Raw genomic sequence first — 22,736 nt, forward strand, 5'->3', positions numbered from 1 at the left:
CCAGCGGAAAGACCGTCAGGCCGCTTGCGACAGCGATTTGTGGACTTCCGCCAGTATCTCGAAGGATCGCACCCGCGCCGTGTGGTCGAAAATCTGCGCGGTGACCATCAGCTCGTCGGCGCCGGTGCGTTGCACGAAAGCCTCGATGCCGTTGCTGACCGTCTCCGGGGCGCCGACGACGGCGCAGGACAGCGCCTGGCCAAGCATGGTTTTCGCCATAGGGTCGAGATCGCGCTCGTAACCCTCGACCGGCGGCGGCAACCGGCCGGCCCGGCCGGTGCGCAGATTGACGAAGGCCTGCTGCAGCGAGGTGAACAACAGCCGCGCCTCGGCGTCTGAGGGTGCAGCGAACACATTGAGGCCGAGCATGACATAGGGCTTGTCGAGCTGTTCCGACGGCTGGAAGCGCGAGCGGTAGATCTCCAGCGCGTGGTCCAGTTCGGCCGGCGCGAAGTGCGAGGCGAACGCATAGGGCAGGCCGAGCATGGCGGCGAGCTGCGCGCCATAGAGGCTTGAGCCCAGGATCCAGATCGGCACCTTTTCGCCCTCGCCGGGCACGGCGCGGATGCGCTGACCGTCTTCGGCCGGCTGGAAATAACCCATCAGCTCGACGACATCCTGCGGGAAACTGTCGGCTCCGGCCTCGAGGTTACGGCGCAGCGCGCGCGCCGTGCCCATGTCGGTGCCCGGCGCCCGGCCGAGGCCGAGGTCGATGCGGCCGGGATGCAACGCGTTAAGCGTGCCGAACTGCTCGGCGATAACCAGCGGCGAATGGTTGGGCAGCATGACGCCGCCGGCGCCGACGCGTATCGTCCTGGTGCCGCCCGCGACATGGGCGATGACGACGGAGGTGGCAGCGCTGGCGATGCCCGGCATGTTGTGATGCTCGGCCAGCCAGTAGCGCTTGTATCCCATCTGCTCGGCATGGCGGGCGAGATCGAGCGAATTGGCGAGCGATTGCGAAGCGTTGCTGCCTTCGACGATCGGCGACAGGTCGAGAACGGAAAGAGCGGTCATGGGCGGGGATCCTATGGACGGGAAGGATGTAGGAAGCGATCGCCACTGCCGCAAATTCAAAAAATTGAACAGACGCCGCGCGTTCAGGCAGGCGCAAAGGACGCTCTGGCATTTTTGAGTTCGAGGATCCTTTCGGAACTTATTCCGGTTCCCTGATCATGCGCCCGCCGCTTTCTCGGTGTCGGAAATCTCTTCGTTCTCAACCGCCGTATGCTGCGCCGCCAGGAAATTGCCGACATGGCTGAGGCCGTCGAAGTGGTCGCAGAACACCTTGATGACGACCAGCAGCGGCACCGCCATCAGCGCGCCGACAAAGCCCCACAGCCAGGACCAGAAGGCGATGGCGATGAGGATCGCCACCGCGTTGATCTCGAGCCGCCGGCCGACCACCGTTGGCGTCACGAACTGACCTTCGACGGTATCGCACAAAAGCACGAAGGCCGGCGCCAGCAGCGCGTAGGAAATCGTGTCGAAGCTGATCAGCGCCATGATCGTGACAAGCGTGATCGTAATCGCCGCCCCGATATAGGGCAGGAAATTGAGCAGAGCCGCCGCCGCGCCCCAGACCTGCGGGTTGGGCACGCCGAGTGCCCAGAGTCCGAGTCCGATGACCACGCCCAGGCATGTATTGATTACGGCGACGGTAAGCAGGTAGTGTGAGATTTCACGTTCGACATCATAGACGACGCGCAGTGCCCGCTTCTTTTCGCTGAGACTGGGGAAGGATTGGACGATCTTCTCATAGAACATCGTGCCGGAGGCGAGCAGGAACAGCGACAGGACGAAGACGATGATGACCCCGGTGCCTGCCGACAGCAAATTGCTGGCGGCTTGCGAGAGAAGGCCGGATTGCGTCATGGCTACCCTCTGAACGCCCGGCTCCTGCGATGTCTGCGTCAGTCCCTCTATCTGATGCGAAATCTCCATGATCCTTTCGAAAGGACGCCGCAGTTGCGCGAGACGTTCGGTCAGCTGCTGGCCAATCGACGAGGTGTTGTTGATGAGATCGATGACCGGACCACTCAAAAGATAGCCGGCGCTGGCGACGGCGCAGAGCGACAGCACCACCAGCAGTGTCGCCGACATCACATCGGGCATGCCGCGCTTGCGCAGGAAGCGGACGATCGGCGTCAGCGTCAGCGTCAGCAGGAAAGCCAGAATGATCGGCATGAAGAAGGCGCGGGCGAAGTAGAGCGCGTAGATCGCCATCAGGATGAAGATGCCGACGAGCAGCGAACGCATCAAATGCGTGTCCGCACGCGCCTCGACGCGCGGATCGGGGCTTTCGGCAACGCCTGCGCCCAAAGCGGCGGGTTCGGCTTTCATTCTGACCCTCGGGGGCACACCGCAATGGTGTCGGCCGTTGGCAAAAAACGCCTTTGCGGCTTCAAAGTTCCGTTAGCCGGCGTTGATGTATTGACGGCAAGGTCGTTGCGACCTTACCGATGAATCAGGTGACTGGGAATCAGGCGATTGGGAATCAGGCGCCTGGTGCGGCCACGGCGGGAATGGCCTTCGCCGTTTCCTTGCGCACGATCGGCGCCACCTTGGTGCCGTAAAGCTCGATTGCCTTCATGATCTTGGCGTGCGGCATGATGCCGATCGCCATCTGCAGCAGGAAGCGGTCATTGCCAAATATCCTGTGCTGGGCAACGATCTTCTCGGCCACCTGTTCGGGGTTGCCGACGAACAGCGCGCCGTTCGGCCCGCGCGACTGGTCGAAATGCGCCTTCGACGTTGGACCCCAGCCGCGCTCCCGGCCGATGCGGTTCATCACCTCGGCCTGCGGCCCATAGAAATCGTCGGCCGCCTGGTCGGCGGTGTCGGCGATGAAGCCGTGGACGTTGAGGCTGGTGGCCAGATCAGACGGATCCTTGCCGGCCCGTTTGGCCGCCTCCCTGTAGATATCGAACAGCGGCGCGAACCGCGCCGGCTCGCCGCCGATGATGGCCAGCGCCAGCGGCAGGCCGAGCGCGCCCGCGCGGGCGGCAGACTGCGGCGTGCCGCCAATTGCGATCCAGACCGGCAGTCTTTCCTGAAACGGGCGGGGATAGACGCCGCGGCCGTTGATCGGAGCGCGCAGCCTGCCTGACCAGGCCACCTTGACATGATCGCGGATGGCAAGCAGCAGGTCGAGTTTCTCGGCAAAGAGTTCGTCATAGTCTTCGAGATCGTAGCCGAACAGCGGAAAGGATTCGATAAACGAGCCGCGCCCGGCCATGATCTCGGCCCGGCCGCCGGACAGAAGGTCGAGCGTCGCAAACTGCTGGAAGACACGAACCGGATCGTCGGAGGAAAGCACAGTGACCGCGCTGGTCAGCTTTATGCGCCTGGTGCGTTCGGCACCCGCGGCCAGGGCCACCACCGGCGCTGAAGCAGCATAATCGGGACGGTGATGCTCGCCCAGTCCGAACACGTCGAGGCCGACCTGGTCGGCCAGCTCGATCTCCTCGATCAGGTTGCGCAACCGCTCATGCGCACCGATGGCACCGGGACCCGGTTCCGGGCTGACGTCGGCGAAGGTGTAGAGACCGAGTTCCATCATGTGTCATCCTGGCGTTTCGTTTTTCGCGCTACAGGTAGCGATCCGGCTGTCGCATCGCCAGAGGGGCGGATGGTGAACAGTGCTTGTCGGTTTCAGCCGAATTCAGCCGGAATGGCGTCTCCCGACTGCAACAGCCCAGAATTTCATGCCTGGCATACCGTTTTGGCGCTTGAACTCTCGGTTTTCACGCGTATGTAAGCGTCGCGAATTGACTTCAGGGAAGTGGACTTGGCTATCTACAGGGAAAAAGACATTTTTGAGCGGCGCAATGCCGCGAACGAGGCAAAGAAGGCGCTTCTGGAGCGCTTCAAGTCAAAACCGGCAGCAGACGATCCCGCGGTGCTGGCACGACAGGCCGAACGCAAGGCAATCCTCGAAGCCCGTGCGATACGCGAGGCCGAAAAGGCCAGGCTGAAGCAGGAAAAGCTGGCGCGCGAGGCGGCAGAAAAGGCCGAGCGCGAGGCTGCTGCCGAAGCAGCGCGCATCGCTGCGGAAGAAGCAGCCCAAGCGGAAGCGAAGATCCGGGAAGCCGAAGAGAACGAGCGCATCGCTCGTCTTCTTGCCGACGAGGCCGAACGCAAGGCCAAGCGCGACGCGCGCTATGCGGCGCGCAAGCAGCGCACCGGCCGGACGCCTCCGGGCTTTTCAGCCCGCTAGCGCTTTCATAGCGCGATCCACCAATCGACTCAGGGCCGCGCCTTGCAGCGGCCCTGAAGGCGTTTGTGTTGCGGCCTCGTAGCAACTAAGCCGCGAGCTTCAGCCCGATGATGCCGCAGACAATAAGTGCGATGCAGGCCAGCCTGATCGCGGTCGCAGGCTCGCCGAGCAGCCAGATGCCAAGCAACGCCGTGCCGACGGTGCCGATGCCGGTCCACACCGCATAGGCCGTGCCGACCGGCAGCGTCTTCAGCGCCAGTCCGAGCAAGGCGAGACTGACGACCATCGAGGCAACGGTCAGCACGGTCGGCAGCGGCTTCGAAAAGCCATCAGTGTATTTGAGGCCGATCGCCCAGCCGATCTCGAACAGGCCGGCGAAGAAGAGAAGAATCCACGACATCGGAACGCTCCATTGGATTGCGGGTCGTCCCGGCCGATTTCGGGGAAAGCGCGAAGCCGTCTTCGCTGCGTGGATATAGAAATTTCGCGCGCCCAATCAACAGCAACATCGGCGGCATTTCAGAACCAATCGCTGACTATCGATTGGTCCTGAAATGCCGCCGGTCATGACCTTGCGCCGAAACGCCGAGGCTTACCTGTCCTTGAGCTTGATCGCCTTAACGGGCGGTGCCTTCAGGGCTGGGGCAGCGGCGGGTTTCTTCGCGTCCTTCTTCGGCTTGCGGGCCTCTTTGCCCGCCTTCATCGCACCTTTAGCCATGATTCGTTTCCTCCGATTGTGGCAAGCGAAATGAACCAAGAGAAACGCCCGACCGCAAGAGGCATAATCTGGCGCCGGCGCCAGCCGGCGGCTGTCAACCGATTCCAATTCGCTCGTAAACCGCGCCGGTCCGTGCGATGATCTTTTTCGCACTGCAGCATCGGCCCGTGCCTTCGCCGGGTGATGATCCGGCAGACCAGTCAGGACGACAATGCGAATCCATATCGGCTGTGAGATGGGCTTCGACTTTCCGCAGGAAACGCCGCTGATCGTGATGCTCAACGTCCACTATTCCCGCGCGTCCGGTCTCGAGCGGCCGGATTTCCTGACCTCGAACCCACCGATGCCGATCGAGAGCTACCGCGCGTCGTGATTGCTTGTGGAGCTTCGGCGGACGCGCCGTTAAGCTCGAACGCACCGAGGCGCGGCTGAAGGGAGGAATGAAGATGAAAATCGACGGCGGGTGCCATTGCGGCGCCATCACTTACGAGGCGGAAGTCGATCCGGAGAAGACCAATATTTGTCACTGCACCGATTGCCAGAAGCTGACGGGCACAGCATTTCGGGTGACCGTGCCGGCGCCGGAGGATCATTACCGGATCACCAAGGGCGTGCCGAAGATCTACATCAAGACCGGATCGAGCGGCGCCAAGCGCGCCCAGGCCTTTTGCGCCGACTGCGGTTCGCATCTCTACGCCACTTCGGTTGGCGACGGACCAAAGATCTATGGCATCAGGGTCGGCACGGCGCGGCAGCGCGAAGAGCTGGTTCCGAGAAAGCAGCTGTGGCACCGCTCGGCGCTGCACTGGCTGCCGGAATTCGAAGGCACGACGATCGTCGAGGAGCAGTAGCCTCTCAGTCGTCGCCTTCGACGACCCTTAGTCTAAGCTGACCGGTCTTGGAGTCGGCGACGCGCGCACCCGCTTCGGCCTTCGCGCCGGCCCCACGTGTCGTCTCGGCCGATCCGGCGTCGCCCTCCGTCGGCTGCGCGCCGAACTCCAGCGCCTCGATCTTCTGGCCGCGCCTGGTCACCTTCGACGTCGAGACGAGGATATCGTCGATATCCTTGGCCGACTGGCCGAAATGGCTCTGCAGCTTGCGCACCCGCTCGTCGAGCCGCGAGACATCCTCCATCAGCCGGATGACTTCGCCCTGGATCAAATGCGCCTGCTCGCGCATGCGTGCGTCCTTGAGGATCGCCTGGATGACCTGGATCGACAGCATCAGCAGCGACGGCGAGACGATGACGATGCGGGCGCGGTGCGCCTTGTGGACAATCCCCTCGAAATTCTCGTGGATCTCGGCGAACACCGATTCCGACGGCACGAACATGAAGGCGGTGTCCTGCGTCTCGCCCTGGATCAGGTACTTTTCGGCGATATCGCGGACATGCACCTCGATGTCACGCCGAAACGCTTGTGCGGCGACCTTCTGCAAATCGGCGCCTTCGGCGGCGCGGATGGCGTTCCAGGCTTCCAGCGGAAACTTTGCGTCGATGGCAAGTGCCGGCGCGCCGTTCGGCATCTTGACCAGGCAGTCGGGCCGGCTGCCGTTCGACAAACTCGCCTGGAATTCGTAGGCACCGTGCGGCAGGCCGTCGGCGACGATCGCCTCCATGCGCGACTGGCCGAAGGCGCCGCGCGTCTGCTTGTTGGAGAGGATCGCCTGAAGCTGGACGACCTGGCCGGCGAGCGACTGGATGTTGCCCTGCGCCGTATCGATGACCGCCAGCCGTTCCTGCAGTTTGGCGAGGCTCTCATGCGTCGATTTGGTCTGCTCGGTCATGGTCTGGCCGAGACGGCCGGTCATTGCGTCGAGGCGTTGGCCGATCGACTGTGTGAGTTCGGCCTGCCGCGCCCCGAACACTTCGGCGATGGCGCCCATGCGGCCCTGCATTTCGGCCTGGCTCGCCAAGATGCCGGCCATCCGCGCCTCGGCGTCGCGGGCATGATCGGCGGCTTCCGCGGCCGCCACCGCACGCGCCTTGGCCGACCGCCACAGCGCGACGACGAGTGCCACGAACAGGCCCAGGAATAGGATCGCGCCAAATGCCAGTGCATGGCCGAGCGTGATCGTGGTGGCGCCGAGCCGGGCGACAGGTTCGGACAGGATTGATGTCAGGTCGTTCATGTGGGACAGCATAGATGATTCGCTCTGATGGCACAGATCAAAACGTGAACAGCGCTTCAAACGCCCCGGTTGACGCTTTTCGTGCGAGGTCTTAGGTGAGACGCCATGTCGATCAAGCCGCTCATCATCCTTCCCGATCCCGTCCTGCGCCAGGTTTCGAAACCGGTCGAGCGCGTCGACGGCGCCTTGCGCAAACTGGCCGACGACATGCTGGAGACCATGTATGACGCGCCGGGCATCGGTCTGGCGGCGATCCAGGTCGGCGAACCGCTGCGCATGCTGGTGATCGACCTTGCCAAGGAAGACGAGACGCCGGCGCCGCATATCTTCATCAATCCGGAGATCCTTGAGAGCGCCGATCAGCGCTCGGTCTACGAGGAGGGTTGCCTGTCGATTCCGGATTACTATGCCGAGGTCGAGCGCCCCGCCGCTGTCCGGGTGAAATATCTCGACCGCGACGGCAAGCTGCAGGAGATCGAGGCCGAGGGGCTGATGGCGACCTGCCTGCAACATGAGATCGACCATCTGAACGGCGTTCTGTTCATCGACCACATCTCGAAGCTGAAGCGCGACATGGTGGTGAAGAAGTTCAAGAAGCTCGCCAGGGAGAAGACGCCGGGCAACAAGGCGCCGGGCAAGCTGGTGGGATAGGGTATTTCAAGCAGCAGCTTGAAATACATGTTGAGCAAAGGTCCTCGCGCCGATATCATTGATATCGACTTGGAGGTGCCGATGGGCGATATGCTGATCAGAAATATTCCCGAACCCTTGAAGCGCGAGATCGAACAGGCGGCGCACAAGGGCGGCCAAAGTCTGTCGGGCAAAGCGATCGATCTGTTGCGCAAAGGCATGGTCGCGGAAAGAGAGGCCAAGCCGGAACCGGGTCTTTCGGCATGGGACGCGATTCGCTCGGCATTCGCTGCTGAAAACGCGATTGACGACGAGTTCGCAAAGATAATGGACGAAATCGAGGCCGAACGGAAACGCGACTTCGGTCGCCCGGTCGAGGATTTCGAGTGATTGTCCTCGATACCAACATTGTTTCCGAAGCCAGCAAGCTCGCGCCCGATTCGAATGTCTCTGCATGGTTTCGCAAACAGGACTTTCTAGAGCTCTATATGTGCGGCCCTGTCATCATGGAGCAGTCTTTCGGCGCGGAAAGATTTTTGAACAAGACGGGGTCGGACCGTTATGTTCGCGTGCTCGATCACCTGATTTCGCAGCAGTTTGCTGGCCGCATCGTGGATTTTGCCGGATCGGTCCCCCGGCTGGTTGGAAAGCTTCGCGCCGCGCGGGAGCAACATGGCCGCCCGATCAGCCTCCCTGACGCGATGATCGCCGCAATCTGCCTGGCGCATGACGCTACGCTTGCGACCCGCAATATCAGAGACTTCGACGGGCTTGACCTGAAGCTAGTAAATCCGTTTGAAGCGGATGCCTGACCCAATCTAACGGCCAGACCAAGACTGGACCCGGAGCAAAAATGCCCCTGCGCGTCATCTTCATGGGTACGCCCGAATTCTCGGTGCCGACGCTGCGGGCGATCGCCGAAGCCGGGAATGAGATAAAGGCTGTCTACACCCAGCCGCCGCGCGCCGCCGGTCGCCGCGGGCTGGAATTGACGCCGTCGCCGGTGCAGCGCGAGGCGGAGCGGCTGGACATCGAGGTGCGAACGCCGGTGTCGCTGAAGAGCGAGGCCGAGCAGCAGGCATTCCGCGCCTTGCGGGCCGATGTCGCCATCGTCGTCGCCTATGGATTGCTGTTACCCAAGCCCATTCTCGAGGCGCCGCGGTTCGGTTGCCTCAATGGCCACGCGTCGCTGTTGCCGCGCTGGCGCGGTGCCGCCCCCATCCAGCGCGCCATCATGGCCGGCGATGCCGAGACAGGCATGATGGTGATGCGGATGGAAGAAGGCTTGGACACCGGTCCGGTGGCGATGGTTGAAAAATGCGCCATCGACCCCGATATGACGGCCGGTGATCTGCACGATCGGTTGATGAGTCTTGGTGCGGCGCTGATCGTGCAAGCACTGGCGCGGCTGGAGCGGAATACCCTGACATTTACCACACAGGCGACGGCGGGGGTGACCTATGCCAAAAAGATCGATAAAGCGGAGACGCGCGTGGACTGGACGCGGCCTGCCGGCGAGGTCCACGATCATATTCGCGGCCTGTCGCCTTTTCCGGGGGCATGGTGCGAGGTCGAAATTGGCGGCCGCATGGAACGGCTGAAACTGCTTCGCTCGACGCTATCGGATGGCGCCGGCGAGCCGGGAGGAATTCTCGACGGCCGGCTGACGGTCGCCTGCGGGTCAGGCGCGATCAGGCTGGTCGAAGTTCAACGGGCGGGCGGAAGGCCCGTCAGCGCGCAGGAGTTCCTGCGCGGGGCCAAGCTCGAAAAAGGAATGAAATTCTCATGAGCATGATGTCTATACGCGCGGCGACGCCGCGGGACCGCGAGGCGATCCGCCTTGTCGAAGAACATGCATTCGGCCAGCAGGCGGAGGCCGGGCTGGTCGACGCGCTGGTCACCGGCGGCGATGCCGTTGTCGAACTGGTGGCGGACGAAGACGGGCAGGTGGTGGGCCATATCCTGTTTTCGCGGCTTTTCGTGCTGAACGGCGGCAAGAGCTTCCCGGCGGTGGCGCTGGCGCCTTTGGCGGTCGAGCCGTCTTTCCACGGCACCGGCATCGGCGGCGCGCTGATCCGCGAGGCGCATATCCGTCTGAAGGACGCCGGCGAGGTGCTGGCTGTGGTGCTTGGCGATCCCGCCTATTACGGCCGTTTCGGCTACAGCCACGCACGCGCCGAAAAGTTCGAGAGCGAATACCAGGGCGACGCGCTACAGGCGCTGGCCTGGGGCGAAGCGCCGGAGACCGGCAGGCTGGTCTACGCTTCGGCCTTTGGCTCCGCGCTCGCCGCCTAACCTCATCCTGCTTCAGGAATGCCGCGTTTTCGCCTCGACATCGAATATGACGGCGGCCTCTATGCCGGCTGGCAGCGCCAGGCAGACCGGCCTTCGGTGCAGCAGGCGATCGAGCAGGCGATCGAGAAATTCTGTGGCGAAGAGGTCTCGCTGCGCGGCGCCGGCCGCACCGATGCCGGCGTGCATGCGACCGGCCAGGTGGCGCATGTCGATCTCGTCAAGGTGTGGCCTGATGACAAGGTGCGCGACGCCGTCAACGCCCATCTGCAAACGGCCAAGGCGCGCATCGCCATCCTCAAGGCGGCTGTCGTGCCGGATAGCTTCGATGCGCGTTTCTCGGCAACCGGCCGCCACTATCTCTACCGCATCGTCAATCGGCGCGCGCCGGCGGCACTCGACAAGGGCAAGATCTGGTGGGTGCCGAAGCGTCTCGACGCCGAGGCGATGCACGAGGCGGCAAAAGTGCTGCTGGGGCGGCATGATTTCACTACGTTCCGCTCGACCCAATGCCAGGCCGACAGCCCGATCCGGACGCTCGACCGGCTGGATGTCAGCCGGGTGGGCGACGTGATCGAAGTGAGGGCCTCGGCGCGCTCGTTCCTGCACAATCAGGTGCGCTCCATGGTCGGCTCGCTGAAGCGCGTTGGTGAAGGCGGCTGGACAATTGCCGACCTGAAGGCGGCGCTCGACGCGCGCGACCGTGCAGCCTGCGGCCAGGTGGCGCCGCCCGACGGACTTTTTCTCGTCGGTGTGGACTATTCGCAGGCGTCCGGATGACGCGGCCGGATATGCCGATCAGTTAGAGCATAAATGACAGCTCCACGCCTCACGCATTCCTCTGTAGGCGGGCAGCGTGGCGCTTGCGTGCGCGTTCGGCCATCTCCTCCCGCGAAATACTCCTACCAGGCTCTGCCTTCCAGGCGTCATAGGCCGGCGCGACTTCCTCGCGCAGCCAACGTTCCACGGCAGCATCGCGCTCTTGCAAGGGCGCGAAGCCCGGCGCGGATCACTTCGCTGCTGGTTGCATAGGTGCCGGACTGAACGAGTTGGTCGATAAAAGCGGCTTGCTCAAATTCACCTGGACGAAACTTGCTTCAGGTCCCGGTTCCGCTCGGTACGGCGATTCCGAGCAGCGCCTCCATGCCGAACCAAACCGCCAACGACGCCATAAACATGCCGGCGAAGACAGCGGTGCCGACAGCCGCGCCCCTGCCGATGGCGGCGTTCGTCATCCGCCAGGTCAGGACCATCGACAGCGCAAACAAAAGCAGCGCTGCCAGCACGGCGAACTCGTTGGTGGACGGCAGGAAAAGCCTGATCAACGCCGCCGGTAGCATCATCCATGCGATGATTGCCGACGCCCAGTTGCTGGCGACGACATAGTGGACAAAACGCCCGCCAATGCCTGCGCGGGGCGCGACCAGGGCAAGGCCGACAAGCGGCAATACCCAGGCGCCGATGTCGACCGCCGCCAGGCGGATCAGCATGCTGAAGCGCCCGGCGAATGCATCCGGATCGCCGATCTCGTTGGCAAGGCCGACCCAACCGACGATCAGCGCCGGTGCCGCGACGAGGATGGCGAAAAAGGAATTCCAGAAACCGTCGGCCGAAAGGTCGAGCAGGCGCAGCCCGTCGGCCTTGCCGAGCATCAGCCGCCAGGCGCCGGTCAGCGAAGCATATGTTTCATCCGACGAAAGCATGATTAAGATACGCCTCGCTCGAACCAGTCTTCGATGAAGCGCTGATAGATCTGCGTCAGCGTCTCCAGGTCGGCAAGCGCGACGCGTTCATCGACCATGTGCATGGTCTTGCCGACCAGCCCGAACTCGACCACCGGACAATAGTCCTTGATGAAGCGCGCATCGGAGGTGCCACCGGAGGTGGAAAGCGCCGGTCTCCTGCCGATCACCGCCTTGACCGAACCGCTGAGCGCTTCGATCAGCCGGTCGTCGCGGGTCAGGAAGACGTGGCTCGGCCGGTCGCGCCAGACGAGCTCGTAATCGACCGGCGTCGTCTTGCCGGCCCGGTATTTCTTGCGCTTCGCCGCCTGGTCGAGGCGGTTGTGGATTTCTGCCTGGATGGTCTCAGGCGTCCATGTGTCGTTGAAACGGATGTTGAAGATGGCGGTCGCCTTCGCCGGAATGACATTGGTGGCCGGATTGCCGACATCGATCGAGGTCACCTCCAAATTGGTCGGCTGGAAATCCTTTGTGCCCTTGTCGAAGACGGGATGCAGCAAGGCGTCGACCAGCGTCATCAGCCCGCGCACCGGGTTGTCAGCTAGCTGCGGATAGGCGGCGTGGCCCTGCCGGCCGTTGACAATGATGCTGCCGGACAAAGAGCCGCGCCGGCCGATCTTGATCATGTCGCCGAGCGCGTCGGGATTGGTTGGTTCGCCGACGATCGAGGCGTCCCATTTCTCGCCCCTGGCAGCCGCCCATTCGAGCAGCTTTATCGTGCCGTTGATGGCCGGTCCTTCTTCGTCGCCGGTGATCAGCAGCGAGACCGAGCCCTTCGGGCCACCTTTCGACCCGACGTGGCGCGCCACCGCGGCGATGAAACAGGCGATGCCGCCCTTCATGTCGACGGCGCCGCGACCGAACATCTCGCCCTTGGCGATCTCGGCAGCGAATGGCGGATGCGTCCATGAGCCTTCGTCGCCGACCGGCACCACATCGGTGTGCCCGGCGAACATCAGATGCGGACCGTTGCCGGAGCGCCGCGCATAGAGATTTTCGATATCGGGCGTGCCGTCCTCGGAAAACACGGGCCGCTCGACCGCAAAACCAAGCGGCTTCAGCATGTCTTCCAGCGTGCTCAGCGCACCGCCCTCGGCGGGCGTCACGGAAGCGCAGCGGATGAGGGCGGCAAGGTTGTCGGCGGGATCGGTTGGCAGTGTCATGGGCAAAAGCGATAGTCGAAAGAGCAAGGCCTGTCACGGTCAGACATAAAGGCCAGACATACCGCCGACATTATGGTTTTCAGGTCGTATAGTCGCAGGCCAGAACGGGATATTGGATGGACGGAGGCGACCAAAGGATCGTCGTAGCCGGCGCCGGCAGCATCGGTTGCTATGCCGGCGGTTGCCTGGCGCTTGCCGGACGGCAGGTGATTCTGCTGGCACGGCCGCGCATCGGCGAGGCCTTGCTGAAGCATGGATTGCGGGTCACCGACCTTGATGGCCGTGACCGTCTCATCGAGGCTGACGCGCTTTCGGTCACCGCCGATCCGGCGGTCGCCTTGCCTGGTGCCGAAATGATCCTGGTAACGGTCAAGAGCGGCGCGACGCAAGAGATGGCGGCGCTCATTGCCGCCCATGCCCGCCCGGACGCGGTGGTGGTCAGCCTGCAGAACGGCATCGACAATGCCGACAGGCTGCGGGCCGGGCTCGCCGGGCGGCGTGTGCTCGCCGGCATGGTGCCGTTCAACGTGGTCCAGTCGCCGGGTGGCGAATTGCCGCTTCGCGTGCATCGCGCCAGCGAAGGCAAGGTGGTGATCGAAGACGGGGTAGCTGGCCTCGTCGATCTCCTCGATGTCGACGGGTTTGCCGTAACCGCGCATGGCGACATGACGGCGGTGCTGTGGGGCAAGCTGCTGTTCAACCTAAACAACGCGCTGGTGGCGCTTTGCGGCCTGCCGCTGGCAACGCAATTGGCCGACCGCCGCTGGCGGCTGATCCTGGCCGGTCAGATCGACGAGGCGTTGGCGGCAATGCGGGCTTCGAACATCGAACCGGCGCGGATCGTCGGCATGCGCCCGGCGCTGTTGCCAAAAGTGCTGCGTCTGCCCGGCTGGCTGTTCAAGATGCTGGCGCGGCGTATGCTCGCGATCGATCCCGAAGCGCGCTCGTCGATGTGGGACGATTTGCAGCGCGGCCGGCCGACCGAGATCGACGAATTGCAAGGCGCGATCCTGCGCCTGGCGGACAGAGCGGGCACGCCGGCACCACTGATAAGGCGGGTCACGGCGCTGGTGCGCCAGGCAGAGCAGGAAAGGCGTGGATCGCCCGGCCTGACGCCCGAGGCCATCATCGCGGCGGATGTCCCCCAATGATCGGTGTGCCCTAGGGATCGGTGTGCCCTAGGGATCGGTGTGCCCCAATGATCGGTGTGCCCCAGGGATCGGTGTGCCCCAGGGGCCGGTGGGATCGTCAGTTCGCGGCCCGCACATGCGCGCGGTAACGACCCTTGCCGGTGCGCTTGGCTTCGTAGAGCGCGTGATCTGAACAGGTGAGGAGAACTTCCGGCTCGCCGCCGTCGGCAGGCGCGAAAGCGCTTCCGATACTCATCCCGATGTGTATGGCGGTGCCCACGCCAAGGTCGAAAGGCAGTGAAATCTTCTCGATGGCCCGTTTTGCCAGGTAGGTGGCTTCGATCTCGGATGTGCCGGGCAGCAGGATGACGAATTCGTCACCTCCGATGCGAAAGACCATATCCTCCGCTCGGAAAGCGCGTTTCAATCGTTCGGCCACCTTGCGCAGCAGGATATCGCCGATCGCGTGGCCGAAGCGGTCATTGACGTGCTTGAAGCCGTCGAGATCCATGCTGAGAACGGCAAACGGCCTGCCGCCATTCGCGGCCGGCGCCGCAAGCTCGCCGCACATGTCGCGCAGTCTTTCCTGAAGGAAGATGCGGTTTGGCAGGCCGGTCAGCGCGTCCTTGATGGCCAGATCGCGATTGTCCAGTTCGGCGCGGATCATGCGGGCATTGATCGCATGGTTCTGAAGCAGCACGACGATGACGCCGGCCACATAGAACGGCATTTGAATTCCGACGATCGACATTCCGGGCGCCGGAGAAAGCAGCGCGCCAACCAGATAAGGCAGGCTTACGGCAAGCATGACGAATATGGCGTAGCGCGGGGTCGCTGCGTTGCGTGACGACACCACGCCGACGACGCCTGCGACGTTCAAGCCAGCCAGCACGGCGAGCGCCATATGCCCGCTGGCGACGCAGCCATAGCAGCCGAGGCCGAAAATCACCGACCACACGCCGCCGGCGGCCATCAGGGCTGCCAGCGGCCCCTTTCTCCCGCGCTTGCGGGCCTGCTCGCACTCCCGCATCAGCAGGAAGCGGACGGCAAATAGGATGAGGTCGGCCGCTATCCAGGCGTAAGGCCACCAGTCGCCGGTGACGACCGCCGCGCTGACTGCCAGCACCAGGACGCTGATGGTGCCGAAAAGGACAGCGAATTTGCGGTCGAAGGTGGTGTCGAGAAGCCGTGCGCGGACAGTTTCCGGTTCCGCTCTCATCGGCGAAGAAAACCAGGCGAACAGCCGCGCGCCGGTGCTTCGCTTTGCGCGTGCTTTCGGATTGGCCAGGGTTTCGTCGTGTGCCAGTCGAGTGCTCCGTGTCTGCCGACACAGTCTCCACGGGCATGCTGGACCAAGGTAATTAAGATTCGCTTAGGTGTCTGCCGACCGCAGGGGACCGTCGATCAGCGTGATCCTCCACGCAAGCCTGCATCGGGAAAACGGTCGGCGACGCATTTTTCCAGTCGCCCGGCGGTTTCGATGATCAGTTTCGAATCAAGCGAGCGGTAGCGCATAGCGAGATATCCGACCGACCCTCAGCGTTCGGCCGGTGCATTGGTGCGTTTGCCGTAGCGGTTGGGTCCGGGATCACTTTTGAAAAAGGCCAGGATGACAAGGAGAATGGCGCCGACGACGAGAGAGATCAATGCGTAGTAGGTAGGCTTGCCGAAATCATGGAACCGCTTCGCCGTCAGCGCAAAGGTCGACCATGTCGAGACAACCACGGCGATCCACCAGGCGAGCGCCCAGTACTGACTTGCGGCGGTGCCGAGTGGCGTCCGCGAGAACTGGTAGAGCAGGAAAAGTTGAACGAGGAGGGGCAAAAGACCAGCCAAAACATAGGCACTGGGATTCACTCGCCCGGAAAGGCTGAAGAAAAGCCATAGAAATCGAGGTCTGTCGGGCAATCGGGTGCGTCCGTTTCTTCAAGGATCAATCGCGAAGCAGTTCATTGATCGAGGTTTTGGAACGGGTCCTGGCATCGACCCGCTTGACGATGACGGCGCAGTAGAGGCTCGGACCGGGCTCGCCATTGGGCAATGGCTTGCCGGGCAGCGAGCCGGCGACGACGACGGAATTGGCCGGCACTTCGCCGTAGAAGACCTCGCCGGTGGCACGGTCGACGATCTTGGTCGACTGGCCGATGAAGACGCCCATGCCGAGCACCGAGCCCTCGCGCACGATGCAGCCTTCGACCACTTCGGAGCGCGCGCCGATGAAGCAATTGTCCTCGATGATGGTGGGGCCGGCCTGCATCGGCTCCAGCACGCCGCCGATGCCGACGCCGCCCGACAGATGCACGTTCTTGCCGATCTGCGCACAGGAGCCGACCGAGGCCCATGTGTCGACCATGGTGCCGCTGTCGACATAGGCGCCGACATTGACGAAGGACGGCATCAGCACGGCACCCGGCGCGACATAGGCCGAACGCCGCACGATCGATGACGGCACGGCGCGGAAGCCTGCCTTCTCGAAATCGACGGCACTCCAGCCGTCGAATTTCGACGGCACCTTGTCCCACCACACGGCCTGGCCGGGACCGCCCCCGATGATCTCCATCGGATTGAGCCGGAACGACAACAGCACCGCTTTCTTCAGCCATTGGTTGACATGCCATGTGCCGTCGGCCTGGCGCTCGGCGACGCGGGCGATGCCGCGGTCGAGCAGGTCGAGCGCCGACTGGATGGCATCGCGCGTCGCGCCGCGGGTTGCCGTCGAAATCGCGTCGCGTTCCTCGAAGGCTTTTTCGATGGTGTTTTCGAGACTCGCCAGATCGGGCTTCGACATGAATTCGCTCCATTACCAAGCTGTTAAGGGGCCGCGCCTTAACCTGTTTGAAAGTCGCGCGGACCCTATGTGAAGGTCGAGTAGGGGTCAATCGCGGCTGCGTCACGGGACGGCGCAAGTGAATGATTTGGACGGGTAGGTAATATGAACCCCATGGAAAAGGCGGGGTGGACGCCGCTGCCGCATTCGGACGAGGATCTGGAGCGGTCGAAAAGCGTGCCGGACACGCCGCAGACGCGCGCCGAGACCTATCGGTTGGCCTGGAACGATCCCGATTTCATGACACGGCGCGAATTGCGTGCGGTGCGGCTGCAGCTCGAACTCCTGAAGCCGGAGATGATCCTGGCCGAACGCGGCATCCATTCGACCGTCATCCTGTTCGGCGGGGCGCGTATCCCCGAGCCGGGCGGTGAAGCCTGGGCGGCCAAGAACGAGACGCAGAAGAGAAACCTCGAGGAAAACAGCAAATATTACGAGGAGGCGCGCAGGTTCGCCCGCCTCTGCTCGCAGCAGTCGGCCGCTTCCTATTATCGCGAATTCGTCGTGGTGACAGGCGGCGGACCCGGCGTCATGGAAGCAGGCAACCGCGGCGCCGACGATGTCGGCGCACCGTCGATCGGCCTCAACATCGTATTGCCGCACGAGCAGGCGCCGAATGCCTATGTGACGCCGGAACTCTGTTTTAATTTCCACTATTTCGCGGTCCGCAAGATGCATTTCGTCATGCGCGCCAAGGCTGTCGCGGTGTTTCCGGGCGGCTTCGGCACGATGGATGAATTCTTCGAGACGCTGACCCTGATCCAGACCGGCCGCATGGAACGCGTGCCGGTGATCCTGTTCGGCAGGGCTTTCTGGAAAAAGGCGATCGACCTCGACTTCCTCGCCGAGCAAGGCACGATCACCCCCGGCGACCAGGACATCATCGATTTGGTCGACACCGCCGACGAAGCCTGGGGGATTATCAGCCGCTTCTACGAGCTTTGAGGGCTGCCGGTCGCGTGGCCGACCGGGCTATCTTTTTTCCGAAGCGATTGCCCTGATCAAGCCCCCAATGAAACAAAAGCGCCGATCAGGCGGTAGGCGGCTTCAGGCTGGAACCTCGACGATCGCGGTGAGGAATTCGGCGAGATCGTCGGTGACGAAATCCACGTCGTCCTCGTTGGCCGGGTCACGTTCCCAGATTTCCGAGAAGGTGGGCTCGAAGTTGCGCGGCACGACCAGCACCGTAGTCATGCCCAGCGATTTCGGCACGGACAGGTTGCGGGCCAGATCCTCGAACATCACCGCATTGTGGCCGGTGACGGCGTGGAGTTCCGCAAACTTCTCGTAGGTCTGGCGTGCCGGCTTGGGGTTCAGCCCGGCGGCGACGATGTCGAAGATGTCGTCGAAATGGTCGAGGATGCCGAGTTGGCGCGCGGTGCGTTCGGCATGCCTGCGGTCGCCATTGGTGAAGATGAACTTGCGGCCGGGAAGCTGGCGGATGGCGGTACCAAGAACAGGATCGGGCACCAGCCAGGAATAGTCGATGTCATGGACCTTCTCGAGAAAGTCATCGGGATCGATGCCGTGGCGCGTCATCAGACCGTTCAGCGTCGTGCCGTATTCCCGGTAAAGTTCCTTCTGCAGCTTGCGGGCATCGTCGCGCGGCAGCGTCAGCAGTTCCCCGATATAGGCGGTCATCTTCACGTCGATCTGCGAGAACAGATTCGAATGGTGCGGATAGAGCGTGTTGTCGAGGTCGAACACCCAGTCGGTGACATGGGCAAAGCGGGCGGGGTCCAGGAACGTGGTCATGCAGCCCTTATGGCACGAAACGGTGCTTTTGGCAGAGGCTTTATCCACAACTTATGCGCGTTGCGAGGGGCCAAAGTGGCACAACGATTCAAATTTTAGGCATCGCCGAAAGGTGGCATTCAGGGCTTGCTGGCACAGAGGCAGTCCAGTGGGAAGCAAGCGATGAGCCGCATATTTCTGAAGTCCGCCGCCGTCGCTTTCGCCTCCCTCGCGGTCTCGCTTCTGTTGACGCTGATCGTCGTCCCGGCGATGGGCTTTCCGTTCAACCGCACGATGTGGCTGACATCCACGGTCTGCCCGCTCGCGCTCGCCTGGATCGCCAGCGGCCACACGTTCTGGCAGGGCGAAAGGCTGAAGAGCGCCCATCGCGAGCTCGCCCGCGCTCACGCGCAACTCGCCGCCGCGCATCGGCGTCTTTCCGAAAAGGCGAGCCGCGACGACATGACCGGCATGCTCAACCGCGAGAGCTTCTTTGCGGCGCTCGACGCCTCCCGGCGTAAATCCGATCGCGGTACGTTGCTGATCATCGATGCCGACCATTTCAAGATCATCAACGACAGCTACGGTCATCTGACCGGCGACGACGCGCTGCTCCTCATCGCAAATGCGATCGAGCGCGGCGTGCGCAGCGGCGACGTGATCGGCCGCATTGGCGGCGAGGAATTCGGCGCGTTTCTGGTCGGCGCCACCGAACAGGAAGCCAAACGCGTCGCCGAGCGCATCCGCCGTGAAGTCGAGCTGATCCGCTTCCGCCCCGTCGATGAGCGGACCATCCCCCTCACCGTCAGCATCGGCGGCGTCACCTGCGGCGAAGATGCGGCCGTATCGGATCTGATGCGTGCCGCCGACCAGCGCCTTTACCAGGCCAAGCACAGCGGCCGCAATCGGACCATCCTGGACAGGGACGTTTCCGAAGCGGCCTGAGCGGTCTCGCTCGTTAAGAAAATCCTAACTCTTGGCGAGCATGTGCCGTTCAGGGAACGCCATGCGTGGGTCGAAGCCCCCATCAAGAGACGTGTCATGAGTTTCTTCACCAGGAAGATATCGCGCCGCACGATCATGCAGGCGCTGATCGCGTTGCCGGCCCTGTCGCTGTTCCGCAAGCCGCCCGATGCCGATCCGGATGCCATCGTCGAGGTCAATGGTTGGATCCTCAAGCGGGGCGACCTCACGTGATCTTCGACAGCTACGAGGCATTTCGAGCGGTGAATTTCACCGCCAAGGTCTGCATCCTCGGCTCCGGGCCGGCCGGCACCACGATCGCCAGGAAGCTTGGCGCGGCCGGCATTCCGGTTGTGGTGCTGGAGGCCGGCTCCCGCGAGTTCAGCGATGGCTCACAGGATTTCTACCGTGGCGTTACGGTCGGCGACCCCTATTTCGACCTTGACATCACCCGGCTGCGCTTCATGGGCGGTAGCTCCAATCACTGGGCCGGCTGGTGCCGCGTGCTCGACAGCCAAGATTTCGAGCCGAAGGCCTGGGCGTCGGATACCGGCTGGCCAATCAGTCGCGCCGACATCGAGCCCTATCTGCCTGAAGTCCACGAAATTCTCGAACTTCCCGATTTCCGGCCGGATGTGCCGGTCTCGGACGACATTCGCTGGGTGCAGCTGATCAAGAGCCCGGCCGTGCGTTTCGGTGAAAAATTTGCCGACGAACTCGACAAGAGCAGGAACGTCGCCGTGGTGCTCAACACCTATGCCACCGAACTCGCTGGTGACGGCAAGAGAGTGACCGGCGCCAAACTGTGGTCGAACGGCAAGGATGCCGGTTCCTTCACCGCCGATTATTTCGTCGTCTGCACCGGTGGCTTGGAAAACTCACGATTGCTCCTATGGTCGAACCAACGCTCGAACGGCGGTGTGGTGCCGAATGCAACGGCACTCGGCCGCTACTGGATGGAGCATCCGACCTTCGAAGGCGGCAATGCCATCCTCGCCGATTATAGCGAGTTTGAGGTCGACGCCACCAACGAGGCTTTCTTCTCGCCGACGCTGGCGGCCATGGAGCGCCTTGAGATCATGAACTTCGGCATCAGGCTGATCGAGACGCCGTATCCCGGCATCAAAAGCATCATCGCCGACCTCGCCTGCACGGCGCCTGAGATGGCTGAATGGGTATCCTATCAGCTCAGCCAGAACCTGCGCTGCGCCGCCCAGCTCTATGTCACCTGGGAACAGGCGCCGCGGGCCTCGAACCAGATTCTATTGTCGAAAACCGATGTCGACCACGCCGGCGCGCCACGCATCGAGCTGCACTGGAAAAAGTCGGAACTGGAGCGCCGCACGCTCCTGGAGGGCCTGAGGCTGTTCGGCACGACGCTTGTCCAGAAGGATCTTGGCCGGGTGCGCATCGCCGACTGGCTCACCAATGGCGGGGACTATCCGACGAACGAGGAATTGGCCGGCCACCACCACATGGGCGGCACGCGCATGGGCGCGGACGTGACCAAGAGCGTGGTGGACGCCAACTCAAAGGTACACGGCATGGACAATCTCTATGTCGGCGGCTCCTCGGTGTTTTGCACGTCCGGCGAATGCAATCCGACGACGACGATCACAGCATTGGCCTGCCGGCTGGGCGACCACCTCGGCAAGGTAATCGGCGCATAGCCGGCCGGCGGCAATGAGCAATCCGATGCTCAAGCAAAAATAGAGTGTCGGTCGTTCTAAAGTTTCGCAGGGTCGAGCGCCGGCTTGCCCTTGTGGCGTCCGACGATCGCTGCCAGGCCGGCGACGTTCTGGAAGGCATCGCGCAAGACGTCGAAGGACGGCAGTACAAAATAGGCGCGCTGGAACTTGTCGATCTCGTAGCTGGTGCGCATGACCGTTTCCAGATCGAAGGGGACATGGTGCGCATCCTTGCCTTCGATCGCGAACTGAAGTTCCGCAAACGATGACATCAGTCCGGCGCCGAAAGCCTTCAACGGTTGGCCTGCTTCCTGGATCAGCCCGTATTCGACAGTGTACCAGTAGAGGCGGCTGATCATCTCGTCGCCGCCAAGCGCGATCAGATGCTCGGCCTTTTCGCCATACATCTGCATGAAGTCGGCAAAGACCGGCTGGGCAAGCGCCGGCACATGGCCGAAGAAGTCGTGGAACATATCCGGCTCGACGATGTAGTCGAGCTCCTGCCGCGTCCGCAGCCAGTTGGTGACTGGAAAGCGGCGACTGGCGAGATGGACGAAGAACGGCGCGGCGGGGATAAGGCCCGGCACGGCGACGATCTCCCAGCCGGTGAGCTTGCGCAGCTTTTCGCTGACCGAGCCGAAATCCGGGATCTTGTCGAGAAGGCCAAGCGCGGCGACGCCGTCGAGATAGGACTGATGCGCCAGCTTCTGCGTCAGCTTTGTCTGGCGGTCGCACAGCGTGCGCCATACGGCCTGCTCTTCAGCGCTGTAATCGTAATGCTGCGCCACGGTGAAGTCGGCACGGCAGACCGAATAGTCGCCGCGAAGGCCTTGCGCCGCGCATTCCCTTGCGTACTCGGCAACGTTTATCGTCATGGCTCTTCTCCTCGCAACTTATGAACCGGCGAATTCCCCTAAGAGATAGCCGAATGCGGCGAGGCAAATCAGCTTTGATGATGGTCCGAATGCAGGATTGGAGGTAAAAGTCATCACAGTAACGCCATTGGAGAGGTGAAAATGCCTCAGTTCGACGATTTCGAGATCAAGATGCTCGATATCCTGCAGCGCGACGGGCGCAAGCCGGTGTCCGAACTGGCGCAGGAGATCGGCCTGTCGACGACACCGTGCGCGCGCCGCTTCGAGGGCCTTCAGGGCGCCGGCGTCATCAAGGGTTTTGCCGCCGTGCTCAGCCGCCGCGCCGTCGGCCTGATGGTCGAGGTGTTTATCCAGGTGCGCCTGGTGAGCCACAGCGACGGCTCGCCCGAAACCTTCATCGCCGCCGTGCAGCGCATGGACGAGGTCTCGTCATGCTGGACGATGACCGGCGACCACGATTTCCTGCTGCATGTGATGGTGCCGTCTGTCGACGACCTCAATGCCTTCGTCATGCACCGGCTGATGCGGCTCGACGGCGTGCGCGACGTCCACACGCAGCTTGTCCTGCAGAACATCAAGGGGCCGGGCCACGTCCCGCTTGGGCACCTCAGGCGATGAGCCTGCC

General features: G+C 62.9%; 27 protein-coding genes and 2 pseudogenes. 15 read left to right on the plus strand and 14 right to left on the minus strand.

Translation table 11 applies throughout. The annotated features are described in order from the left end of the window. Positions 1-15: 15 nt before the first annotated feature. The 3 genes from EJ066_RS08455 to EJ066_RS08465 all read right to left on the minus strand — a co-directional run bounded on the left by EJ066_RS08455 (position 16) and on the right by EJ066_RS08465 (position 3,559). Positions 16-1,017, minus strand: a complete 1,002-nt coding sequence (locus EJ066_RS08455; protein ID WP_126036699.1) for an LLM class flavin-dependent oxidoreductase — start codon at positions 1,015-1,017, stop codon at positions 16-18. Between the two features lie 156 nt (positions 1,018-1,173). Further along, positions 1,174-2,343: an AI-2E family transporter gene (locus EJ066_RS08460; RefSeq protein WP_126036700.1), complete on the minus strand. Its 1,170-nt coding sequence runs from the start codon at positions 2,341-2,343 to the stop codon at positions 1,174-1,176. Between the two features lie 154 nt (positions 2,344-2,497). Next, positions 2,498-3,559, minus strand: a complete 1,062-nt coding sequence (locus tag EJ066_RS08465) for an LLM class flavin-dependent oxidoreductase (RefSeq protein WP_126043789.1) — start codon at positions 3,557-3,559, stop codon at positions 2,498-2,500. Between the two features lie 231 nt (positions 3,560-3,790). Between EJ066_RS08465 and EJ066_RS08470 the strand changes: the two genes are divergently transcribed. Continuing rightward, positions 3,791-4,219: a DUF6481 family protein gene (locus EJ066_RS08470; RefSeq protein WP_097571857.1), complete on the plus strand. Its 429-nt coding sequence runs from the start codon at positions 3,791-3,793 to the stop codon at positions 4,217-4,219. A gap of 85 nt (positions 4,220-4,304) precedes the next feature. Here EJ066_RS08470 and sugE read toward each other — a convergent pair whose 3' ends face one another. Next, positions 4,305-4,619 carry a quaternary ammonium compound efflux SMR transporter SugE gene (gene sugE, locus EJ066_RS08475; protein WP_126036703.1) on the minus strand — a complete coding sequence of 105 codons (315 nt, stop codon included), beginning with the start codon at positions 4,617-4,619 and terminating at the stop codon, positions 4,305-4,307. Between the two features lie 192 nt (positions 4,620-4,811). Further along, positions 4,812-4,937, minus strand: a complete 126-nt coding sequence (locus EJ066_RS32350) for a hypothetical protein (RefSeq protein WP_126036705.1) — start codon at positions 4,935-4,937, stop codon at positions 4,812-4,814. A gap of 211 nt (positions 4,938-5,148) precedes the next feature. Here EJ066_RS32350 and EJ066_RS08485 point away from each other — a divergent pair. Both EJ066_RS08485 and EJ066_RS08490 read left to right on the plus strand, forming a co-directional pair. Continuing rightward, a pseudogene (locus tag EJ066_RS08485) lies at positions 5,149-5,301 on the plus strand (transglutaminase family protein); the annotation flags it as partial. Between the two features lie 82 nt (positions 5,302-5,383). Beyond that, positions 5,384-5,788, plus strand: coding sequence for a GFA family protein (locus EJ066_RS08490; protein ID WP_126043790.1), 405 nt, complete (start codon positions 5,384-5,386; stop codon positions 5,786-5,788). A gap of 4 nt (positions 5,789-5,792) precedes the next feature. On the opposite strand, the gene EJ066_RS08495 is transcribed toward EJ066_RS08490, so the two are convergent. Next, positions 5,793-7,067, minus strand: coding sequence for a DNA recombination protein RmuC (locus EJ066_RS08495; protein ID WP_126036707.1), 1,275 nt, complete (start codon positions 7,065-7,067; stop codon positions 5,793-5,795). 105 nt (positions 7,068-7,172) lie between these two features. On the opposite strand from EJ066_RS08495, the gene def reads away from it, so the two are divergent. The 6 genes from def to truA all read left to right on the plus strand — a co-directional run bounded on the left by def (position 7,173) and on the right by truA (position 10,769). After that, complete coding sequence (gene def / locus EJ066_RS08500; RefSeq protein WP_126036709.1) at positions 7,173-7,718, plus strand: peptide deformylase; 546 nt, start codon at positions 7,173-7,175, stop codon at positions 7,716-7,718. A 117-nt stretch (positions 7,719-7,835) separates the two neighbouring features. Further along, complete coding sequence (locus EJ066_RS08505; RefSeq protein WP_245455101.1) at positions 7,836-8,087, plus strand: plasmid stabilization protein; 252 nt, start codon at positions 7,836-7,838, stop codon at positions 8,085-8,087. Then, positions 8,084-8,509, plus strand: coding sequence for a type II toxin-antitoxin system VapC family toxin (locus EJ066_RS08510; RefSeq protein WP_126036713.1), 426 nt, complete (start codon positions 8,084-8,086; stop codon positions 8,507-8,509). Before EJ066_RS08505 ends, EJ066_RS08510 begins: the two co-directional genes overlap by 4 nt. Positions 8,510-8,550: 41 nt before the next feature. Next, a complete protein-coding gene (gene fmt, locus EJ066_RS08515; protein ID WP_126036715.1) occupies positions 8,551-9,486 on the plus strand; it encodes a methionyl-tRNA formyltransferase in 936 nt (311 codons plus the stop codon). Next, on the plus strand, positions 9,483-9,992 hold the full coding sequence (locus EJ066_RS08520) for an N-acetyltransferase (RefSeq protein WP_126036717.1): 510 nt from the start codon (positions 9,483-9,485) through the stop codon (positions 9,990-9,992). The genes fmt and EJ066_RS08520 overlap by 4 nt, the downstream gene beginning before the upstream one ends. An 18-nt stretch (positions 9,993-10,010) precedes the next feature. Continuing rightward, positions 10,011-10,769, plus strand: a complete 759-nt coding sequence (gene truA / locus EJ066_RS08525) for a tRNA pseudouridine(38-40) synthase TruA (protein WP_126036719.1) — start codon at positions 10,011-10,013, stop codon at positions 10,767-10,769. Between the two features lie 49 nt (positions 10,770-10,818). On the opposite strand, the pseudogene EJ066_RS08530 reads toward truA, so the two are convergent. The 3 genes and pseudogenes from EJ066_RS08530 to dapE all read right to left on the minus strand — a co-directional run bounded on the left by EJ066_RS08530 (position 10,819) and on the right by dapE (position 12,894). After that, positions 10,819-11,047, minus strand: a pseudogene (locus tag EJ066_RS08530) (type II toxin-antitoxin system ParD family antitoxin). 39 nt (positions 11,048-11,086) lie between these two features. Further along, a complete protein-coding gene (locus tag EJ066_RS08535; protein WP_126036721.1) occupies positions 11,087-11,692 on the minus strand; it encodes a transporter in 606 nt (201 codons plus the stop codon). Positions 11,693-11,694: 2 nt separating this feature from the next. Continuing rightward, entirely contained in the window at positions 11,695-12,894 is a 1,200-nt protein-coding gene (dapE, locus tag EJ066_RS08540; protein WP_126036724.1) for a succinyl-diaminopimelate desuccinylase, read from the minus strand. Positions 12,895-13,010: 116 nt separating this feature from the next. Between dapE and EJ066_RS08545 the strand changes: the two genes are divergently transcribed. Then, entirely contained in the window at positions 13,011-14,045 is a 1,035-nt protein-coding gene (locus EJ066_RS08545) for a 2-dehydropantoate 2-reductase (protein WP_126036726.1), read from the plus strand. A 97-nt stretch (positions 14,046-14,142) separates the two neighbouring features. Here the strand turns inward: EJ066_RS08545 and EJ066_RS08550 are convergent, their stop codons facing one another. The 3 genes from EJ066_RS08550 to dapD all read right to left on the minus strand — a co-directional run bounded on the left by EJ066_RS08550 (position 14,143) and on the right by dapD (position 16,812). Further along, a complete protein-coding gene (locus EJ066_RS08550) occupies positions 14,143-15,243 on the minus strand; it encodes a GGDEF domain-containing protein (RefSeq protein ID WP_126036729.1) in 1,101 nt (366 codons plus the stop codon). A 317-nt stretch (positions 15,244-15,560) separates the two neighbouring features. Beyond that, positions 15,561-15,848: a DUF805 domain-containing protein gene (locus tag EJ066_RS08555; RefSeq protein ID WP_245455102.1), complete on the minus strand. Its 288-nt coding sequence runs from the start codon at positions 15,846-15,848 to the stop codon at positions 15,561-15,563. A 109-nt stretch (positions 15,849-15,957) separates the two neighbouring features. Continuing rightward, complete coding sequence (gene dapD, locus EJ066_RS08560; RefSeq protein WP_126036733.1) at positions 15,958-16,812, minus strand: 2,3,4,5-tetrahydropyridine-2,6-dicarboxylate N-succinyltransferase; 855 nt, start codon at positions 16,810-16,812, stop codon at positions 15,958-15,960. Positions 16,813-16,956: 144 nt separating this feature from the next. On the opposite strand from dapD, the gene EJ066_RS08565 reads away from it, so the two are divergent. Then, a complete protein-coding gene (locus tag EJ066_RS08565; protein WP_126036735.1) occupies positions 16,957-17,796 on the plus strand; it encodes an LOG family protein in 840 nt (279 codons plus the stop codon). Positions 17,797-17,898: 102 nt separating this feature from the next. Here EJ066_RS08565 and EJ066_RS08570 read toward each other — a convergent pair whose 3' ends face one another. Continuing rightward, on the minus strand, positions 17,899-18,606 hold the full coding sequence (locus EJ066_RS08570; protein ID WP_126036737.1) for a pyrimidine 5'-nucleotidase: 708 nt from the start codon (positions 18,604-18,606) through the stop codon (positions 17,899-17,901). A 162-nt stretch (positions 18,607-18,768) separates the two neighbouring features. Between EJ066_RS08570 and EJ066_RS08575 the strand changes: the two genes are divergently transcribed. From EJ066_RS08575 to EJ066_RS08585, 3 genes are all read left to right on the plus strand, one after another. After that, positions 18,769-19,530: a GGDEF domain-containing protein gene (locus EJ066_RS08575; protein WP_126036739.1), complete on the plus strand. Its 762-nt coding sequence runs from the start codon at positions 18,769-18,771 to the stop codon at positions 19,528-19,530. A 96-nt stretch (positions 19,531-19,626) separates the two neighbouring features. Further along, positions 19,627-19,782: a hypothetical protein gene (locus tag EJ066_RS08580; protein ID WP_126036741.1), complete on the plus strand. Its 156-nt coding sequence runs from the start codon at positions 19,627-19,629 to the stop codon at positions 19,780-19,782. Next, a complete protein-coding gene (locus EJ066_RS08585; RefSeq protein WP_126036743.1) occupies positions 19,779-21,218 on the plus strand; it encodes a GMC family oxidoreductase in 1,440 nt (479 codons plus the stop codon). The genes EJ066_RS08580 and EJ066_RS08585 overlap by 4 nt, the downstream gene beginning before the upstream one ends. Positions 21,219-21,274: 56 nt before the next feature. Here the strand turns inward: EJ066_RS08585 and phhA are convergent, their stop codons facing one another. Continuing rightward, positions 21,275-22,111 carry a phenylalanine 4-monooxygenase gene (gene phhA, locus EJ066_RS08590; RefSeq protein WP_126036745.1) on the minus strand — a complete coding sequence of 279 codons (837 nt, stop codon included), beginning with the start codon at positions 22,109-22,111 and terminating at the stop codon, positions 21,275-21,277. 141 nt (positions 22,112-22,252) lie between these two features. On the opposite strand from phhA, the gene EJ066_RS08595 reads away from it, so the two are divergent. After that, positions 22,253-22,729 carry an Lrp/AsnC family transcriptional regulator gene (locus EJ066_RS08595; RefSeq protein ID WP_126036747.1) on the plus strand — a complete coding sequence of 159 codons (477 nt, stop codon included), beginning with the start codon at positions 22,253-22,255 and terminating at the stop codon, positions 22,727-22,729. Positions 22,730-22,736: the final 7 nt, after the last annotated feature.

Origin of the sequence: Mesorhizobium sp. M9A.F.Ca.ET.002.03.1.2 (assembly GCF_003952365.1) — a bacterium.
GTDB lineage: Bacteria > Pseudomonadota > Alphaproteobacteria > Rhizobiales > Rhizobiaceae > Mesorhizobium.

Coding starts and splice junctions, on each gene's coding strand:
- phhA (WP_126036745.1), bottom strand. CDS start 22,111: ATGACGATAAACGTTGCCGAGTACGCAAGGGAATGCGCGGCGCAAGGC.
- sugE (WP_126036703.1), bottom strand. CDS start 4,619: ATGTCGTGGATTCTTCTCTTCTTCGCCGGCCTGTTCGAGATCGGCTGG.
- EJ066_RS08580 (WP_126036741.1), top strand. CDS start 19,627: ATGAGTTTCTTCACCAGGAAGATATCGCGCCGCACGATCATGCAGGCG.
- dapE (WP_126036724.1), bottom strand. CDS start 12,894: ATGACACTGCCAACCGATCCCGCCGACAACCTTGCCGCCCTCATCCGC.
- fmt (WP_126036715.1), top strand. CDS start 8,551: ATGCCCCTGCGCGTCATCTTCATGGGTACGCCCGAATTCTCGGTGCCG.
- EJ066_RS08570 (WP_126036737.1), bottom strand. CDS start 18,606: ATGACCACGTTCCTGGACCCCGCCCGCTTTGCCCATGTCACCGACTGG.
- EJ066_RS08575 (WP_126036739.1), top strand. CDS start 18,769: ATGAGCCGCATATTTCTGAAGTCCGCCGCCGTCGCTTTCGCCTCCCTC.
- EJ066_RS08565 (WP_126036735.1), top strand. CDS start 16,957: ATGAACCCCATGGAAAAGGCGGGGTGGACGCCGCTGCCGCATTCGGAC.
- EJ066_RS08455 (WP_126036699.1), bottom strand. CDS start 1,017: ATGACCGCTCTTTCCGTTCTCGACCTGTCGCCGATCGTCGAAGGCAGC.
- dapD (WP_126036733.1), bottom strand. CDS start 16,812: ATGTCGAAGCCCGATCTGGCGAGTCTCGAAAACACCATCGAAAAAGCC.
- EJ066_RS32350 (WP_126036705.1), bottom strand. CDS start 4,937: ATGGCTAAAGGTGCGATGAAGGCGGGCAAAGAGGCCCGCAAGCCGAAG.
- EJ066_RS08460 (WP_126036700.1), bottom strand. CDS start 2,343: ATGAAAGCCGAACCCGCCGCTTTGGGCGCAGGCGTTGCCGAAAGCCCC.
- EJ066_RS08465 (WP_126043789.1), bottom strand. CDS start 3,559: ATGGAACTCGGTCTCTACACCTTCGCCGACGTCAGCCCGGAACCGGGT.
- EJ066_RS08550 (WP_126036729.1), bottom strand. CDS start 15,243: ATGAGAGCGGAACCGGAAACTGTCCGCGCACGGCTTCTCGACACCACC.
- EJ066_RS08490 (WP_126043790.1), top strand. CDS start 5,384: ATGAAAATCGACGGCGGGTGCCATTGCGGCGCCATCACTTACGAGGCG.
- EJ066_RS08545 (WP_126036726.1), top strand. CDS start 13,011: ATGGACGGAGGCGACCAAAGGATCGTCGTAGCCGGCGCCGGCAGCATC.
- def (WP_126036709.1), top strand. CDS start 7,173: ATGTCGATCAAGCCGCTCATCATCCTTCCCGATCCCGTCCTGCGCCAG.
- EJ066_RS08595 (WP_126036747.1), top strand. CDS start 22,253: ATGCCTCAGTTCGACGATTTCGAGATCAAGATGCTCGATATCCTGCAG.
- EJ066_RS08495 (WP_126036707.1), bottom strand. CDS start 7,067: ATGAACGACCTGACATCAATCCTGTCCGAACCTGTCGCCCGGCTCGGC.
- EJ066_RS08535 (WP_126036721.1), bottom strand. CDS start 11,692: ATGCTTTCGTCGGATGAAACATATGCTTCGCTGACCGGCGCCTGGCGG.
- truA (WP_126036719.1), top strand. CDS start 10,011: ATGCCGCGTTTTCGCCTCGACATCGAATATGACGGCGGCCTCTATGCC.
- EJ066_RS08520 (WP_126036717.1), top strand. CDS start 9,483: ATGAGCATGATGTCTATACGCGCGGCGACGCCGCGGGACCGCGAGGCG.